Annotated in this window: 14 protein-coding genes and 1 pseudogene; 6 read left to right on the top strand and 9 right to left on the bottom strand. The window is 69.1% G+C overall.

Annotated elements, in window-relative coordinates; translation table 11 throughout:
• Positions 1–80: 80 nt before the first annotated feature.
• The 5 genes from BST11_RS00635 to BST11_RS00615 all read right to left on the bottom strand — a co-directional run bounded on the left by BST11_RS00635 (position 81) and on the right by BST11_RS00615 (position 4,257).
• On the bottom strand, positions 81–1,310 hold the full coding sequence (locus BST11_RS00635) for a cytochrome P450 (protein ID WP_083136095.1): 1,230 nt from the start codon (positions 1,308–1,310) through the stop codon (positions 81–83).
• 159 nt (positions 1,311–1,469) lie between these two features.
• Positions 1,470–2,366 carry an NYN domain-containing protein gene (locus tag BST11_RS00630; protein WP_083136094.1) on the bottom strand — a complete coding sequence of 299 codons (897 nt, stop codon included), beginning with the start codon at positions 2,364–2,366 and terminating at the stop codon, positions 1,470–1,472.
• A 27-nt stretch (positions 2,367–2,393) separates the two neighbouring features.
• Positions 2,394–3,560: an FAD-binding domain gene (locus tag BST11_RS00625; RefSeq protein ID WP_083136224.1), complete on the bottom strand. Its 1,167-nt coding sequence runs from the start codon at positions 3,558–3,560 to the stop codon at positions 2,394–2,396.
• Positions 3,561–3,568: 8 nt separating this feature from the next.
• Complete coding sequence (locus BST11_RS00620) at positions 3,569–3,934, bottom strand: SpoIIAA family protein (RefSeq protein WP_083136093.1); 366 nt, start codon at positions 3,932–3,934, stop codon at positions 3,569–3,571.
• Positions 3,931–4,257: a hypothetical protein gene (locus BST11_RS00615; RefSeq protein ID WP_083136092.1), complete on the bottom strand. Its 327-nt coding sequence runs from the start codon at positions 4,255–4,257 to the stop codon at positions 3,931–3,933. The genes BST11_RS00620 and BST11_RS00615 overlap by 4 nt, the downstream gene beginning before the upstream one ends.
• A 61-nt stretch (positions 4,258–4,318) precedes the next feature.
• Here BST11_RS00615 and BST11_RS00610 point away from each other — a divergent pair, with 61 nt between their 5' ends.
• Positions 4,319–4,726 (top strand): MerR family transcriptional regulator, encoded by a 408-nt coding sequence (locus BST11_RS00610; protein ID WP_083136091.1) that lies wholly within the window; start codon positions 4,319–4,321, stop codon positions 4,724–4,726.
• Here BST11_RS00610 and BST11_RS00605 read toward each other — a convergent pair.
• Positions 4,723–5,982, bottom strand: coding sequence for a cytochrome P450 (locus tag BST11_RS00605; protein ID WP_083136090.1), 1,260 nt, complete (start codon positions 5,980–5,982; stop codon positions 4,723–4,725). The genes BST11_RS00610 and BST11_RS00605 overlap by 4 nt on opposite strands.
• A 170-nt stretch (positions 5,983–6,152) precedes the next feature.
• On the opposite strand from BST11_RS00605, the gene BST11_RS00600 reads away from it, so the two are divergent.
• The gene (locus BST11_RS00600; RefSeq protein ID WP_083136089.1) at positions 6,153–6,563 is read left to right on the top strand and encodes a hypothetical protein; all 411 of its coding nucleotides are present in this window, start codon (positions 6,153–6,155) and stop codon (positions 6,561–6,563) included.
• Between the two features lie 7 nt (positions 6,564–6,570).
• Here the strand turns inward: BST11_RS00600 and BST11_RS00595 are convergent, their stop codons facing one another.
• Positions 6,571–8,709: an FUSC family protein gene (locus tag BST11_RS00595; protein ID WP_083136088.1), complete on the bottom strand. Its 2,139-nt coding sequence runs from the start codon at positions 8,707–8,709 to the stop codon at positions 6,571–6,573.
• A gap of 125 nt (positions 8,710–8,834) precedes the next feature.
• On the opposite strand from BST11_RS00595, the gene galT reads away from it, so the two are divergent.
• The 3 genes from galT to BST11_RS00580 are packed head-to-tail and all read left to right on the top strand — an operon-like array spanning position 8,835 to position 11,778.
• Positions 8,835–9,929, top strand: a complete 1,095-nt coding sequence (gene galT / locus BST11_RS00590) for a galactose-1-phosphate uridylyltransferase (protein WP_083136087.1) — start codon at positions 8,835–8,837, stop codon at positions 9,927–9,929.
• Positions 9,926–11,026 (top strand): galactokinase, encoded by a 1,101-nt coding sequence (locus BST11_RS00585; protein ID WP_083136086.1) that lies wholly within the window; start codon positions 9,926–9,928, stop codon positions 11,024–11,026. Before galT ends, BST11_RS00585 begins: the two co-directional genes overlap by 4 nt.
• Positions 11,023–11,778 carry a Mut7-C RNAse domain-containing protein gene (locus BST11_RS00580; protein ID WP_083136085.1) on the top strand — a complete coding sequence of 252 codons (756 nt, stop codon included), beginning with the start codon at positions 11,023–11,025 and terminating at the stop codon, positions 11,776–11,778. Before BST11_RS00585 ends, BST11_RS00580 begins: the two co-directional genes overlap by 4 nt.
• A 13-nt stretch (positions 11,779–11,791) precedes the next feature.
• Here the strand turns inward: BST11_RS00580 and BST11_RS00575 are convergent, their stop codons facing one another.
• Both BST11_RS00575 and lpqN read right to left on the bottom strand, forming a co-directional pair.
• Positions 11,792–12,271: a hypothetical protein gene (locus BST11_RS00575; protein WP_083136084.1), complete on the bottom strand. Its 480-nt coding sequence runs from the start codon at positions 12,269–12,271 to the stop codon at positions 11,792–11,794.
• A gap of 45 nt (positions 12,272–12,316) precedes the next feature.
• Positions 12,317–12,992 (bottom strand): annotated as a pseudogene (gene lpqN, locus BST11_RS00570) (envelope biogenesis lipoprotein LpqN).
• Between the two features lie 165 nt (positions 12,993–13,157).
• Between lpqN and BST11_RS00565 the strand changes: the two are divergent.
• Entirely contained in the window at positions 13,158–15,803 is a 2,646-nt protein-coding gene (locus BST11_RS00565) for a GH92 family glycosyl hydrolase (protein ID WP_083136083.1), read from the top strand.
• Positions 15,804–15,809 lie beyond the last annotated feature (6 nt).

The following is a 15,809-nucleotide window of genomic DNA, read 5'->3' as shown; positions in this document are numbered from 1 at the left end:
ACTCGCATGGATTCGGCTGTAGCAGTGCGATTCTGCGTCTGCTCGCGCGGGCGGGAGGTGCCACCAGCTCGCGCAAGTGACTAGGTGTCGAATTCGATGGGCAGGCTCTTCGGGCCGCTCAGGCTCACCATCGGCTTCCACGGGACCGGGCCCGTGATGCGCGGGTTCAGCAACCGGCCGGCGATGACGTTCAGCGCCTCGGCGAGTTCGCGCCGCGCCAGGTTGGCGCCCAGGCAGTAGTGCACGCCGCCGCCGAACGTCAAGATCGGCGGCGCGCCCTCGCGCGTGATGTCGACGCCGTCGGGGTCGTCGTACACGGCGGGATCGCGGTTGGCGGCAGCGGTATTCACCAGCACCGTGGTGCCGGCGGGAAACAGGAAGCCGTCGAGCTCGGCGTCCTCGGCGACCAGCCGAAGGGTCCCGCACGCGATCGGCGAGTGCCGCATGGTCTCCTCGACCGCGCGCATCGCCAGCTCGGGCCGCTCCTTGAGCAGCACCCACTGCTCGGGGTCCTCGCACAGCACGTGCACCGAGGCGGCGACCTGGTTGCGCGTGGTGTCCGTGCCCGCCAACAGCAGCCCGCCCGCCATCATGCGCAGTTCGGCGGCGCTGAGCCGGTCGCCGTCCTCCTCGGCGCGGATCAGGTCGGACAGCAGGTCGTCGGTGAGGCTGTGCCGGCGGCGGGCGACCATGTCGTCGACGTAGTCGTCGAGCTCGCCCCAGGCGCGCATGACCACCGGCTCGACCTCGCGCAGGTCGACCGTGAAGCTGAAGGCCTTGAAGACGTCGTCGGCCCACGTCGAAAACCGCTGCCAGTCCTCGCGGGGCGCGCCGAGCAGCGCGCAGATGATCGGGACCGGGTAGGGGCGGGCGAGATCGGTGACCACGTCGCAGCGGCCCGCGTCGGCGACGCTGTCGACCAGCTCGGTCATCACGGCGGCCATCGTGTCGTGCAGGCGCAGGGTCGCCCGGGGGGTGAAGGCCTTGGACGCCAGGCTGCGCACCCGATGGTGGGTGGCGCCCTCCATGCACAGCAGGCTGTTGACGACCTTGTCCCACAGCGGGCCCGAGCTGATGCCCTGGGTGAGCATGTTCAGCCCGGGCGGGATCTGGAACCGCGGATCGCGCAGCACCGAACGCACCAGGTGGTAGGAGAGCACCTCGGGACCGAACGGTCCCATCGCGACGGGGGCCTGCCGCTGCGCCTCGCGCAATCGGGGGCAGACCTCGGCGGGGGTTTCCTCGGCGTCATAGGCCAATGTCGGTAGGTCGGCGTCGAAAACGCTTGTGGGACTGGCACTGACGGTCATGACGGACCCCTGCCTGATGCATGTTCATGCTCGCGACGACTTTCAGTCAATGTATGGCCAGGGTGGGGCCATGTCAACGACCGGGGTAGGCCGCGGGCCCCCTGCGGCCATACACAACGCAAAATACGTATTGTCGTGTGGCTCGCCGGGACCGCCACGCTAGTCGTGGCCGCGCAGCCGCACCATCCGGGTCGTGGAACTCTCGTCCAACTCGACGAGGTCGGACCGCGCGCGCAGGAAGTCGCTGAATGACCGGAATCCCAGGGACTTTTCGCTGAACGAGGGGTCCATCCGCTTCATCTGCGCCTTGACCGCCGAGTTGTGCAGCCAGTCGACGTCGTCCTTCTCCAGGCCGATCTGCAGCGCGCGCGTCAGCAGCGCGGTGGCGGCGGCCTGGGGGTCCGGTGTCTCCTCGGGCTCCTCGCGCCTGGCCGTCTTGCGCCCGGACCGCTTCTTGGGCTTGGCCGTCTCGTCGGTGTCACCGGAAGCCGGCTCGGGCTCGAACACCGGAACCCCCGGCAGCGCGTCGTAGATGACGAACTCGTCGCAGGCCGCCGCCAGCGAACGGCTCGACGCCCCGGCCACGCCGATGCCCACCACGTAGCGGCCGAGCCGCTTGCAGCGCTGCGCCAGCGCGATGTAATCGGAGTCGCCCGCCACGATGACCACGTGGGTCAGGTCGGGCAGCCGGAACATGTCCTCGACCGCGTCGACCGCGAGCCGGATGTCGGCGCCGTTCTTGCCGTAGGCGGCCGCCGGGAACAGTTGCACCAGATCGACCGCGCGCGCCACCAGCTGCCCGCGGTACCCGGCGTTGACGTCCGCCGACCAGTCCGCGTAGGCGCGGGTGAGCACCAGTGTCCCGAACGACGACGCGAAATCGATGATCGCGCCGACGTCGACGGTGGCCCGGGCCAGCCGCTCGGGGTGCTGCTCGAGCCCGTTGGCCTTGTCGCGCTGGAACGAGTTGCGCCCATTGACCTGGTCGTACCGCGAGATCACGATGTTGTCGAAGTCGAGGTAGACCGCCACGCGGGTCGCACCGGGTTCGGTCATGCCTTCAATCTAGATCCCTGAATCCCGCTAGATCTGGTAGTCCGGCAAGTCGAAGTCGTCGATGACGGTGCTGGCGAAAAGCCGTGCCATCGGACCGAAGTTCATGGTGCGCATCGCCAGGATGCGGAACCACAGACCGAAACGGGTCCTCGTCGCGAAGAAGGGGATGTTCTTCGCGGCACCGGACTGCTTGCTCTCGATGAACGGACGCATCCGCTTCTCGTAGGCGTCGAAGGCGCGGCGGTGATCGCCGCCGGCCCGCGCGAGCTCACCGGCCAGCACGTACGCCTCGGTGATCGCCAGGCCGGTGCCCTCGCCGCCGAGCAGGGAAATGCAGCCGGCCGCGTCGCCGATCAGCAGCGCCCTTCCCCGCGACCAGCGGTCCATGCGGATCTGACCGACGACGTCGAAGTACAAGTCGTCGACCGCGTCCAGCGTCGCCAGGATCTCCCGACTCTCCCAGCCGACATCACCGAACTCGTTGCGCAGCTGGTCCTTTGGCGGTTCGCCGTGATCGTCGTGGGCCGCGCGGAAAATGAAAAGGAACATCGTGCGGTCGCCGCGCAGCGCGCACCGTGCGAGCTGGCGGCCCGGTGTGGCGTACATGACATAGATCAACTCGTCGCGCGGCCGGTAGCCGTCGACCACACACGCGGCGACCTTGCAGCCCAGGTAGTGCTCGTATTCCCGGTCGGGCCCGAAGATCAGCCGCCGCACGTTGGAATGCAATCCGTCGGCGCCGATGAGCAGGTCGAAATCGCGCGGCGCGGCTTGGTCGAAGGTGAGCCGAACGCCGTCGCCGTGGTCGTCGACGGCGGCGATGCTGTCCCCGAAGATCGTTTCGACCTTGCCCTCGACGGTGTCGTAGATCGTGGCGGCCAGGTCGCCGCGGGGCACGCTGGTGAAGTCGTGGCCGAGCATGCGGCGGAAGACCTCGACGTCCACGTCCGCCTTGACCTCGCCGCGGGGGCCGACGGAGTGCAGCCGCTGGATCTGGTATCCCGCGGCGCGCACCTCGCTTTCGATGCCCATGCGTTTGGCCACCTGGTAGCCGACGCCCCAGAAGTCGATCATGTAGCCGCCGGTGCGGAACTTCGGCGCCTTCTCGATCAGTGTCGGCGTATGTCCGGTGCGGTGCAGCCAGTGGGCAAGCGCGGCTCCGGCCACGCCGGCACCGCTGATCGCAATCCTCATGGTGAGTCCTACGTTCGCACCCACCGCCATGCGGCGTCCAGCCGTTCGCGGTCATAGGTTCGCAACTCGCCGCTCATCAGCAGCGCGGCCGCGACATTGACGCACCATTGCTCCCACCGCGGTGCGCCGACGACCGCGACCTTGGCAAAGTGGTTGCGATGCTTGACATCAAAGACCGTGTTTGCCCAGGCCGCGCGCGGGGTCCAGCCGTGGAACGGCTCGTCGAGACAAAACAGCACCTTCAGCGAATCGAAACGCGCCAGCAGCGTCCGCACCGAGGGCTCCAGCACGTCGTGGTAATCCGCCACGCTCAGTTTTCCCGTCGCGCGCAAGCCCAGCACGTCCCCGTCGCTTTCGCGCATCACTTCGATCATCGGCGCCGCCCCCGCGGGTAGGCGGCGAACAGCGCGTCGGCGGTGGCGCCCAGTCCGGTTGGGGCCTCGATCGTTACGACGAGCGCGTCCTGCCGCTCCTCGATGGTGAAGTCCAGGAAGGGGCAACATTGCCGTTCGCGGCGCACGAATTCCCGCACGGTGGGGGCCGCCGCCGGGTGGTAGACCAATCGCAGCCGTGAGCCGTAGCGGTCATAGCCGCTCAGCGCGCCGGCGTTGAGCTCGTGGATCCACCGAATGCGGCCGGCGTGCTCGTCGGCGGTCAGGGTGCAGGTGAGCGGGATGGGTCTACGTTCTGAGCTCATGGCTCCAGCGTCGTACCTGCAGTGGCTTGAGGGTCAAGGTTGAGAGCGGGACCATGGACGCATGGCTCTCAAGATCGGCGAACTTGCCGATATGACGGGAACGACCGCGCCGGCGATCCGCTACTACGAGGAAATCGGTCTGCTGCCCACCCCGGCGCGGGTGGGCGGCCAGCGCCGGTACGGCGGCGACGATGTGCGCCGGCTGACGTTCATTCGGCGCTGCCGCGACCTCGGTTTCCCCGTCGAGCAGGTCCGACAACTCGTCGAGCTGATGCGGGACGACCACCGTTCGTGCCTGGAGGCCCGGGGTGTGGCGGAGACCCATCTGACGGCGCTGCGGGCGAAGCTCGTGGAGCTGCGCGCGCTCGAACGCAGTATGGCGCGGCTCATCGAGGCCGCGGGCGATGCCTGCGGCGGCGTGGCCGGGCCGGAATGCGTTGTGCTCGAACGGCTCTCGCGTCCCGGTTAGACGGTGGCGCGGTCCCCGCCCCGGTAGTCGACCTGCCAGTGCTTGATGCCGTTGATGAACGACGATCGCAGCCGTTCGGGATCGCCCACCGAGGTCAGGTCGGGGATGTGGTCGGCGATCGCGTTGAACATCAGGTCGACCGTCATGCGCGCCAGGTTGGCGCCGATGCAGTAGTGCGCGCCGGTGCCACCGAATCCGAGGTGTGGGTTCGGGCTGCGCAGCACGTCGAACGCGTACGGGTCGTCGAAGACCTCTTCGTCGAAGTTGGCCGACCGGTAGAACAGCACGACCCGCTGGCCCCTGCCGATCCGCACGCCGCCGATCTCGGTGTCGGCCAGGGCGGTGCGCTGAAACGCCGTGATCGGCGTGGCCCAGCGGATGATCTCGTCGGCGGCGGTCTTGGGCCGCCGCGCCCTGAACAGTTCCCACTGATCGGGGTGATCGGTGAAGGCCATCATTCCCTGCGTGATCGAGTTGCGGGTTGTCTCGTTGCCGGCGACGGCGAGCGTGACCACGAACATGCCGAACTCGGCCTCAGACAGGCATTGGCCCTCGGCGTCGGCCTGGACCAGCGTCGTCACGATGTCCTGATCTTTGGAGCCGGGTGCTCCCTGCTTCTGGGCCGCCAGTTGCATGGCGTACCACATCAATTCGCCGGCGGAGGTCAGCGAGTCGTTGTCGGCGAATTCGGGGTCGTCGCTGCCGATCATGTTGTTGGTCCAGTCGAACAGCTTGAGGTAGTCCTCCTGCGGCACCCCGAGCAGCCCGGCGATGGCCTGCAGCGGCAACTCGCAGGCCACTTGCCGGACGAAGTCGCCCGACCCCGCCGCCGCGGCTTCGGTCACGATGCGCCGCGCGCGCTCGGCGAGGTCGGCGCGCAACCGCTCGACCGCGCGCGGCGTGAAGGCCCGCGAAACGACCTTGCGCAGCCGGTTGTGTTCGGGGTCGTCCATCATGATCATCGACGCCCGGCCGGCCTCGATCTGGCCGGCCGCCAGGTCTTCCCGGTAGCGCGGGACGATCGACTTCGCCGCCGACGAAAAGACGTCGCTGCGCAGCGAGACGTCGCGGATGTCGCGGTGCTTGGTCACCGCCCAGTAGCCGCCGTCGCCGAACCCGCCCTGGTCCGGCGCCTGCTCGTTCCACCAGACCGGCGCCGTAGCGCGCAACTCGGCCAGCTCGGCGACGGGAAGACGGTGCGCGTAGATGTCGGGATCGGTGAAGTCGAAGCCCGGGGGGAGGTTCGGGGCGGCCATGTGTGCCGATGGTAGTCGCGGCGCCGGCGATGTCGCGCGTATCGGCCAAACGCAAGGATTCCGCAAGGAATTGGCGAAAATCCGCCAAGCGCCGCGGCGCAATCTCAACGTATGGACACCGCCCGCAACGCCACGTGGTCGCCCCGCGGCACGAAATACTGTGCTTCTCAATGAGAATCACGGCATGGCTCGTCGTGGCCGGCCTGTTGGCCGGCGCGTTGGTGGTGGCGAGCCCCGCGCCGGCGGAGACGCCGGCGCAGCCCGCGACGCGCCAGTACTATCCACTGCAGCCGGCCCCGGGGGACCCGATGGCGGAGGCGGAGGAGCTGCGGCGCCAGATCGCGGACCTGGACGCCAGCTGGGAAGCTCTGACCCCCGAGCAGCGAAACCAGCGGATAGCCGGGCTGCAGCAGCAGGTCACCAAGGTGGATCTGGACAGCCGGAATCTGCCGCAGGACCAGAAGGCGCAAATGGACGCGATCCTGTTGCCGTCACTCCTCCACCTGGCCGATCTGCTCAGAAAGGTTCAGACGCCGCCCCAGGGACCGTGCGTATTTCCCTTCTGCCTGCCGGGCCTGTAGCGCGGCGTCAGCCCGGCGGCGGGCCGGCCACCGCCAGGCCATCGCGCACGCCGAGGATCGCGGCCGCGGTGTCGATGGCCCGTTCGATCTGGCGCAGCGCATGCACCGCGGTGAGGAACCGCCGGGTGTCGGGCCGCAGCTCGCCGTCGCCGTCCCGCTGCCGGGCGGCGGTCTCGGCGGCGTCGAGCTCGTCGGTCGCGGAGTTGACCGTCACCCCGTCGGCGCCGTCGATGGCCGCGATCAGCGCGTCGATGTTGCTGCGGGTCCGGGCGGCGGCCGCCATGAACTCCGTTGCCGCCCTTTCCGATCCGACCGGATCCTGGTACTGCTCGGCACTGCGCGCCAGGCTGCGCCCGTAGCGGTCGCACGCGGCGAATATCCGCAAGCCGCGCCGGATGCTTCGCCGGCCGGCCAGCCCGGCCACGCCCGCCAACAGCGGCTTGGCGCTGACACGGAACTGCTGCAGCGCCCGGTCGAGTTGGCGCGCCTGCTCGGTCGGACTGGCGGCCTCCTCCTCGCCGAACATGGTCGCGGTGGAGATCTCGATCAGCGTGGACAGGGCCGTCAGGAACGCGCGGGTGTCGTTGCGGATGGTGGCGCGGGTATTGGTCGGCAGCACCAGGATCGCCGCCGCCACGCCGATGACGGCGCCGATCGCGGTTTCCTCGAGGCGCAGCATCAGCACGCCGAACGAGAATTGGCCCAACAGGCCGTACAGCAACGCCAGCATCGTGGTGATCCAGAAGGTCATCAGGCTGTAGGTGACCGTCATGAAATAGAAGGCGCAGAACAGGCACACGAAGATCGCGACGAGCGAGGCAATCGTGTGCCCGGACACCAGCGTCGCCACCAGCACCCCGCTCGGCACGCCGAGCATGGTGCCGAGCAGGCGTTGCCAGCCTTTGGTCAGGGTCTCGCCCCAGGAATTCGTCCCGGCGAAGATGACGAACGCCGCGATCACCGCCCAGTACCAGCGGGCCGGCGACACCAGTTCGCCGGTGACGATGGCCAGCGACGCGGCGACGGACACCTGGATCGCCTGCCGGGTGGTCGGCCGCAGGCCCCCTGCGGCGCCATCGTCCGGGCCGTCGGTGTCCGGCGTGGCGGCCGGCAGGCTCTCGGTGTCCGGCGGCGCGGCTTTTCCGGAGGCGACGCCTTCGACTATCGCCCGGACTTCGGCGGTTGCGTTGGCGGCGTTGATGATCGCCAGGGCGAGGCGGCGCACGGCGACGGCGCCGGGGTCGCCGGATGCGGTCGTCGCCGGCTGCCGGTCGAGGATCCGTCGCGCCCGCCGCGCGGCCTGCTCGAGCCCGCGGGCCTGCGGCGCGCGGATCGCCCGCGCGAGCTGGGCGAGCGCCGCGACGAGTTCGGCGCGGGTGGCGGCGGGTATGTCGGTTGTGACGGCCGCTCGACGGCCGGCGGTGGCGACCCATTCGATGGACAGCTCGGCGTCGAACAGCCAGGGGGCCAATTGCTCGCTCGTCACGCCGGGCCACGGCGTGGCGGCGTCGGCCCGGTCTTCGATCTGGCCCTGCACCATCAGCGCGGTCTCGTTGAGCCGGATGGTGCGGGCGCGCATGCGGCGGCGGCGCCGTTCGTCCAGGCGGCCGGTGCGTACCGCTTCGGCGGTGGTGTCGACCACGATCGCCATCCGGGCCCGCAGCGCGCGAATCGTGGAGCGCAGCACGCGCTCGGGCCGGTCGGGCAGGACGTAGGCGCTCATGACAAACGTGCACAGCGTCCCCACCAGGACCGCGCCGATCATCCACGGCAACTCCGAAATGCGGGCCCGCAGATACAAAGTGAAGAAATAGGACATGAAAGCGACCATGCCCAGCGCCCGCCCGCGCGGCCCGAAGCGGCGGATGTACACCGCGGCGAAGACGATCGCCACGAAGACGGCGTCGCTGGCGACCGGGTGCGGCGCCAGCAGCGCGGCGGCGGTGATGGCGGCCGCCGCCGGCACCGGCAGCAGCGCCATCGTGATCCGTTGCTCGCGCGGTCCCGGTTCGTTGACCGATCGCGAGGCGACCATGGTGATGACGACGCCGAGCAGCGCGACCGTCAGCGGCTGCCCGGTCGTTCTGGTCAGCACGAACATGACCAGCAGCGAACAGCCGAGCGCGGCCGTCGTCCGCGTCGCCATCCGCAGCCGCAGCAGCCCGGGATCGGACCCGGCCCACCAGTTGCGGGCTCGTTCGTAGGCACCGGTTATCGCCCGACCCCCTCTCGCCTGCTCGACACAGCACCCCCAAGCTAGTCTTCGACATCGTGACGGCGCCGACGCGGGCGAAGCTGGCCGATGGCCGCGACCTGCTGTTCTTCGCGCTGCCCGGCCATCGTCCCGCGCCGGTCGAAGACCGCAGGCCGCTGCCCGCGCGCGATCCGGACCAGGCGCGGTTGCGGTTCGACCGGGCGACCGGGCAGTGGGTCATCATCGCCGCGCTGCGCCAGGACCGCACCTACAAGCCGCCCGCGGAGCAGTGTCCGCTGTGCCCGGGTCCAACCGGGCTGACCAGCGAGGTGCCCGCTCCCGACTACGACGTCGTCGTCTTCGAGAACCGGTTCCCGAGCCTGTCCGGAGTGGGCGCACCGGCGCCCGCGCCGGCCGACGCCGGCTTCGTGTCCGCCCCCGCGCGCGGGCGCTGCGAGGTGATCTGCTTTTCGGCCGACCACACCGGATCGTTCGCGGAGCTGGACCCCGGGCACGCCCGTCTGGTCGTCGACGCGTGGCGCCACCGCACCGCCGATCTGATGTCCACGCCGGGCATCGAGCAGGTCTTCTGTTTCGAAAACCGCGGCGAGGAGATCGGGGTGACGCTGACGCATCCGCACGGCCAGATCTACGGCTACCCGTACCTGACGCCGCGGACGGCGGCCATGCTCGGCCAGGCCCGTGAGCACCGAATGCGCCACGGCGGCAACCTCTTTGCCGACCTGCTGGCGCACGAGGTCGCCGACGGCGGTCGCATCGTCGCGCGCACCGAGGCGTTCACGGCGTTCGTGCCGTTCGCCGCGCGCTGGCCGGTCGAGGTGCACATCTACCCGAATCGGTTCGTGCACAACCTCATCGAGCTCGCCGAGGACGAGCTCGACGGTTTGGCGCGGATCTACCTCGACGTGCTGGGGCGCTTCGACCGGATGTATCCGGCTGCCGTCGGTCCACTGCCCTACATTTCGGCGCTGCACCAGTTCGCCGACACCGAGGCGCAGGCCGACGGCTACTTCCACATCGAGCTGATGTCGATCCGGCGCAGCGCGACCAAGCTCAAGTACCTGGCGGCCTCCGAATCGGCGATGGACGCGTTCATCAGCGACGTCACCCCCGAGGACGTGGCGCGGCGGTTGCGGGACCTCGGCCTATGACCGAGACGGTGCGGTATGGCGCCCCCGGGCGGGTCAACCTGATCGGGGAACACACCGACTACAACCTGGGGTTCGCGCTGCCGATCGCGCTACCGCAGCGCACCGTGGTGACCTTCGCACCCGACGGCGCCGACGCGATCACGGTGCGCAGCGATCGCGCCGACGCCCCGGTGCGCATTCCGCTCGACACCGCCCCCGGCGGTGTGGACGGCTGGGCCGCCTACGTCGCCGGGGTGATCTGGGCGCTGCGCCAGGCCGGCCACCCGGTGCCCGGCGGCACCATGTCGGTCACCAGCGACGTGCCGATGGGCTCGGGCCTGTCCTCCTCGGCCGCGCTGGAGTGCGCGGTGCTGGGCGCCATCGCGTCTGCCGTGGGCGGCGCACCCGCCGACCTCGTGGAGAGGGCGCGGCTGGCCCAGCGCGCCGAGAACGATTACGTGGGCGCCCCAACGGGTTTGCTCGACCAGCTGGCCTCGCTGTTCGGGGCCCCGTCCGCGGCGCTGCTGATCGACTTTCGCGACCTCACCGTGACCCCGGTGGGCTTCGAGCCGGAGGCGCGCGGGGTGAGGCTGCTGCTGATCGACTCCCGGGCCCCCCATCGTCACGCCGGCGGCGACTACGCGGCCCGGCGGGCTTCGTGCGAGCGAGCGGCGGCCGACCTGGGGGCCTCGTCGCTACGCGAGATCTGGGACCGCGGACGCGCGGAGCTGCACGCGATCCACAACCCGATCGATGCCCGCCGCGCACGCCACGTCCTCACCGAGAACGGCAGGGTACTGGATTTTGTCGGGGCATTGAGTGAGTCGGACTTCGTCGAAGCCGGACGCATCTTCACCTCTTCGCACGTCTCCATGCGGGACGACTTCAACATCACCACCGAACACATCGATCTGATCGCCGATACGGCGGTGCGCGCGGGAGCTTTCGGCGCTCGGATGACCGGCGGCGGATTCGGCGGCTGCGTGATCGCGCTGGTGCCGGACAGCCGGGCGGACGCCGTCGCGGACACGCTGCGACGGGCGGTGCCGGGTGCGGGTTACCCGCGGCCGATGATCGTCCGAGCCGGCGCCGCCGCGGGTGCCGGACCGGGTGGATGAGCGAACCGCCCGGCTACGTCGAGGTTCGGGCGTACGCCGAACTGAACGACTTCCTGCCGCCCGCGTCGCGGGGTGTGGCGACGCGCCGCCCCTTTCGCAGCCACCAAACGGTGAAGGACCTGCTGGAGGCGATGGGCATTCCGCATACCGAGGTCGACCTGATCCTGGTGAACGGGTCTTCGCGGGGGTTCGGTTACCGCCCGAGCGCGGGCGACCGGATCGCGGCCTACCCGATGTTCGAGGCGCTGGACGTGGGGTCGACGGCGCGGCTGCGGCCAGCGCCGTTGCGGGACACGCGCTTCGTCGTCGACGTCAATCTCGGGCGGCTCGCGCGGCTGCTTCGCGTGCTCGGCTTCGACGTGTGGTGGTCCAGCGACGCCGACGACGCGACCCTTGCCGATGTCAGCCTGACCCAGCAGCGGATCCTGCTGACCCGGGATCGTGGCCTGTTGAAGCGCCGCGCCATCACCCACGGTTTGTTCGTCCACTCCCAGGACGCGGAGCAACAGGCGCTGGAGGTGATACGGCGACTGGACCTCGCGCAACGGCTGGCGCCGCTGTCGCGATGTATCCGCTGCAACGGCGCGCTGGCGGCGGTCGCCAAGGGCGAGGTGATCGACCAGCTCGAGCCGCTGACGCGCGAGCGCTACGAGAAGTTCAGCCGGTGCGCACGGTGCGGGCGAATCTACTGGGCCGGGTCACACTACGCGAGATTGGTGGGCCTCGTCGAAAGGCTTCGCGCCCAACTGTGATCGGATCCGGCGCCTACTGGTCCGGAGTCAGCCGGACCGCCGCCAGGTGCAGCCGGTCGACGGCCTCGGCGAACTCCTCGCGCGAGGGGATGCGCGGGTCGCGGAATTTCAATCCGATCATGCTCTGCGCGCGCTGCACCCCGTAGGACTCCGCGCAGCGGTGGAACAGGCCGGACACCACGGCGCGGTCGCGGATCAGTTCGCCGTGCATGTCGGTGGCCTTGCCGTCGTAGACCACCCGGGCCGGCGCGCCGTCGCGGAAGTTCTGCTTCCACGCGGCACCGGTCAGCGCATACAGCTCATGGTCGATCACGTGGGCGCTCACCGGAATTGAGTACGACTTGCCACTCTTGCGCCCGATGAAGCTCAACACCATCAACTGCTTGCGTGCTGGGCCGGCGAGCGGAGTGCGCAGCAGGAAACCCAGCATGGGGTTGACCAGCCGCAGCAGCGCCGACGGTGGGTGCCCGACGTCTATCGCATGCTCTGCCATGCCAACACGGTACGGTCCGCGGGCGCGCCGGCATAGCGATTCCCGTCAGGGGGCGATGGTTGTTTGGTCGTCGATGATGGTCGTCGCCTCCATCAACGGGCCCTCATCGCTCTGCAGCGAGTCGGCGTTGAGCTGGAGCACGAACACCGCGCCGTCGCTGGGGATCACGACCGTCTTCTGTGCGACCGCCCGCGTCTTGCCGTCCTTGCGGTAGGTGCCCTTCAGCTGCCAGGCGGCGAATCCGTTGAGTGTGGTTGCCTGGCCGGTGCCGGAGCCCTGATAGCCGGGCAGGCCCAAAAGCTCGTTGGGCGCGTACTGAATGATCTTGTCCGGGTCGACATCTCCGGTCAGCTTCGAGTAGAGCGCCGAGATGGTGGGCGGATCGGAGGGATTCGTCGGCTGGGCCAAGACGATGCCGCCGTAGGAGGTGTTGGCGTTCTGGTTGATCCGCCAACCGGACGGAACGGGGAGATCGACCTTGGGGGCGGGATCGCCGTGACGGATCGGAGTTTCGGCGATGTGGTTGTCACGGACGTAGTCGGCGATCGTGGGACCGACCTGCGCCGCCGCGGTCGAGGTTGTCGCCGCCGACGTCGTCGATGTCGAGGTCGACGTCGAGGTCGAACGTCGACGTGGACGGCGACGACTGGTTGTCGGAGCCGCACGCCCCAAGCGCCAGGCTAAACGCGACCGTGATGGTTGCTGCGGTCAAGTGTTTCATCGATCAAGTCTCCCGAAAATTGGGCCGGTACCAGCGCCGGCCACGCCGAATGAGACTAACCGAAATCGGGGCAAAAAAGGTTGCTAGAGAAATTCGGGAATTCTGCGCTCCCGAAACTCGAGCGAAATACCGCCCCGAGAGCCGCTCATGCAGTAAGAGACAGCTATGCGGTCACGCGCCCGTTCCAGGGCCCTCGTCGCGGTGGTCGCCGCGTCGGCCGTCTTCATGGCGTTCATCGCGGCCGCCCCGCAGTACGCCTACGACGGCGAGCCGCAGTTCGTCGCCGACCCCGTCGACCACGTCGACACCCTCATCGGCACCGGGACGGGTGGTGAAACGGTGGGGGAGATCAACAACTTTCCCGGTGCCGCCGTGCCCTTCGGCATGGTCCAGTACTCGCCGGACACGGTCGGCAACTACGCCGGGTACAACTACGACAACCCGCACTCGACCGGGTTCAGCATGACCCACGCCTCGGTGGGCTGCGCCGCGTTCGGCGACATCTCGATGCTGCCGACCACCACCGGAATCGGCGCGCAGCCGTGGAACGCCTGGGAACGAATCGCCCACGACGACACCGAGCAAGGCATGCCGGGCTACTACCGGGTGCGGTTCCCCCGAACCGGCGTGACCGCCGAACTCACCGCCACCGCCCGCACCGGCGTCGGACGGTTCCGGTACCCGCAGAACGGCCGTCCCGCGCTGTTCCAGGTGCGCTCCGGCGCGTCGCTGGCGGGAAATTCCCGCGCGAGCATCCAGATCGGCGAGGACAACACCAGCATCACCGGGTGGGCGACCAGCGGCGGCTTCTGCGGCAAGCCGAACACCTACACCGTGTATTTCGCAATGAAGTTCAGCCAGCCGTTCACCTCCCACGGCGTCTGGGACGGCTATGCCGTCTACCCGGGCGCGCGCGGCGCGGCATCGCCGTGGAGCGGGGGCTACGTGCAGTTCCCGGCCGGCTCGGTGCTGGAGGTGCGGACCGCGATCTCCTACGTCGGCATCGACGGGGCGCGCGCGAACCTCGCGGCCGAGGGCGGCGGAAGCTTCGATGACGCGCGCGCCGCGGCGGTATACGAGTGGAACTCCACGCTGTCGCGTATCGAGGTGGCCGGCAGGAACATTCGCGACGTGGACACCTTCTACACCTCGCTGTACCGGTCGCTACTGCACCCCAACACTTTCAACGACGCCGACGGGCGCTACATCGGATTCGACGGCGCGATCCACACCGTGGAAAGGGGTCGCATCCAGTACGCCAACTTCTCCGACTGGGACACCTACCGCAGCCTGGCGCCGCTGCAGGGGCTGCTCTTCCCGAAGCAAGCCAGCGACATGGCCCAATCGCTCGTCAACGACGCCGAGCAGAGCGGATCGCTTCCCCGTTGGGCGTTCGCGAATTCGGCGACCGGCGAGATGAGCGGGGACAACGTGGTCCCGCTCATCGTCAACCTGCATACCTTCGGGGCCAAGGACTTTGACACCCACAAGGCGCTGCGTTACATGGTCGGCGCGGCGACAAGCGGAGGTGCCGGGCTGGGCGGCTACGTGGAGCGGCCGGGCATCGCCACCTACCTGGCGCTCGGCTATGCGCCACATACCTGGGAATTCGGCAGCGACGGCTGGATCGCCGACGCGTCGATCACGCTCGAGTGGTCGGTGGACGATTTCGCGATATCCCGGTTCGCCGAGTCGCTCGGCGACTCCGCGACCGCCGCCGAATTCCAAGGCCGATCGCAATACTGGCAGAACCTGTTCAACCCCAGCACCGGCTACATCTCGCCCCGGGGCGCGATGGGATTCTTCCCCGATGGGCCCGGGTTCTTCGACGATCCTTTGACTTTCGGGCAGACCGGGTATGAGGAGGGCAACGCGGAGCAGTATGTGTGGTGGGTGCCGCACAATGTCGCCGGCCTGGTGGCCGCGCTGGGTGGCCGCGCCGCGGCGGGCGACCGGCTCGACCGGTTCACCCGAAAGCTCAACGTGGGGCCCAACGAGCCTTACCTCTGGGCCGGCAACGAGCCGGGCTTCGGGGTGCCGTGGCTGTACAACTACATCGGTCAACCGTGGAAGACCCAGCGCACCGCCGACCGGGTGCGCGGGCTGTTCGGTCCGGTGCCCGACGGTGAGCCGGGGAACGACGACCTCGGGGCGTTGTCGAGCTGGTACGTGTGGGCCGCGCTGGGCCTGTACCCGACCACCCCCGGGACGCCGATCCTTTCGGTGAGCGCACCCGTGTTCGATCGTGTCGTGATCGCGCTTCCGCAAGGCAAATTCCTGCGGATCTCCGCCGCGGGTGCGTCGGGACCAAACCACCTGAAGTACATCAACGCGCTCAACGTCGACGGCCAGGGCACCGACCGCACCTGGGTTCCGGAATCCATCGTCCGCACCGGCGGCGAGCTCACCTTCTCACTCGCGGCTTACCCCGACAAGGCATGGGGCACCGCCGAATCCTCCGCGCCGCCGTCGTTCGGTGCGGGAAGTTCGGCGCTGACCGTCAACGTTTCCCAACCCGCCGTCACGATCGCGCCGGGGGATACCGGCGCCGTCAAACTCAAGGCGCAGCGGATGATGGACGGCGTCGGCGGCTACAGCGTCACCGGCACGTCCACCGACGGCGGGATCGGCGTGACGTCCGCATCCGGGCAGTTCGGCGCCGACGGATCGGCCGCCGTCGACGTCGCGATCACGGTGGCGAAGTCGGTGCCCGAGGGCTACTACGTGGTCTTCCTCAGCACCGCGGCCGGCGGAAGCGTCAGGAAGTCAATCGTTTTCGTCTACGCCCAGCGCGGGTCCGAGCAACCCTGAGAGTTT

This window comes from Mycobacterium alsense (assembly GCF_002086635.1).
Taxonomy (GTDB): domain Bacteria; phylum Actinomycetota; class Actinomycetes; order Mycobacteriales; family Mycobacteriaceae; genus Mycobacterium; species Mycobacterium alsense.
The sequence above is the reverse complement of the archived record's forward strand: the minus strand, read 5'-3'. Positions and strand labels throughout refer to the sequence as shown.

Excerpts from the sequence above, each read along its gene's own strand:
- BST11_RS00635 (WP_083136095.1), bottom strand. The coding sequence starts at position 1,310 with ATGACCGTCAGTGCCAGTCCCACAAGCGTTTTCGACGCCGACCTACCG.
- BST11_RS00630 (WP_083136094.1), bottom strand. The coding sequence starts at position 2,366 with ATGACCGAACCCGGTGCGACCCGCGTGGCGGTCTACCTCGACTTCGAC.
- BST11_RS00625 (WP_083136224.1), bottom strand. The coding sequence starts at position 3,560 with ATGAGGATTGCGATCAGCGGTGCCGGCGTGGCCGGAGCCGCGCTTGCC.
- BST11_RS00620 (WP_083136093.1), bottom strand. The coding sequence starts at position 3,934 with ATGATCGAAGTGATGCGCGAAAGCGACGGGGACGTGCTGGGCTTGCGC.
- BST11_RS00615 (WP_083136092.1), bottom strand. The coding sequence starts at position 4,257 with ATGAGCTCAGAACGTAGACCCATCCCGCTCACCTGCACCCTGACCGCC.
- BST11_RS00610 (WP_083136091.1), top strand. The coding sequence starts at position 4,319 with ATGGCTCTCAAGATCGGCGAACTTGCCGATATGACGGGAACGACCGCG.
- BST11_RS00605 (WP_083136090.1), bottom strand. The coding sequence starts at position 5,982 with ATGGCCGCCCCGAACCTCCCCCCGGGCTTCGACTTCACCGATCCCGAC.
- BST11_RS00600 (WP_083136089.1), top strand. The coding sequence starts at position 6,153 with ATGAGAATCACGGCATGGCTCGTCGTGGCCGGCCTGTTGGCCGGCGCG.
- BST11_RS00595 (WP_083136088.1), bottom strand. The coding sequence starts at position 8,709 with ATGGCGACGCGGACGACGGCCGCGCTCGGCTGTTCGCTGCTGGTCATG.
- BST11_RS00585 (WP_083136086.1), top strand. The coding sequence starts at position 9,926 with ATGACCGAGACGGTGCGGTATGGCGCCCCCGGGCGGGTCAACCTGATC.
- BST11_RS00580 (WP_083136085.1), top strand. The coding sequence starts at position 11,023 with ATGAGCGAACCGCCCGGCTACGTCGAGGTTCGGGCGTACGCCGAACTG.
- BST11_RS00575 (WP_083136084.1), bottom strand. The coding sequence starts at position 12,271 with ATGGCAGAGCATGCGATAGACGTCGGGCACCCACCGTCGGCGCTGCTG.
- BST11_RS00565 (WP_083136083.1), top strand. The coding sequence starts at position 13,158 with ATGCGGTCACGCGCCCGTTCCAGGGCCCTCGTCGCGGTGGTCGCCGCG.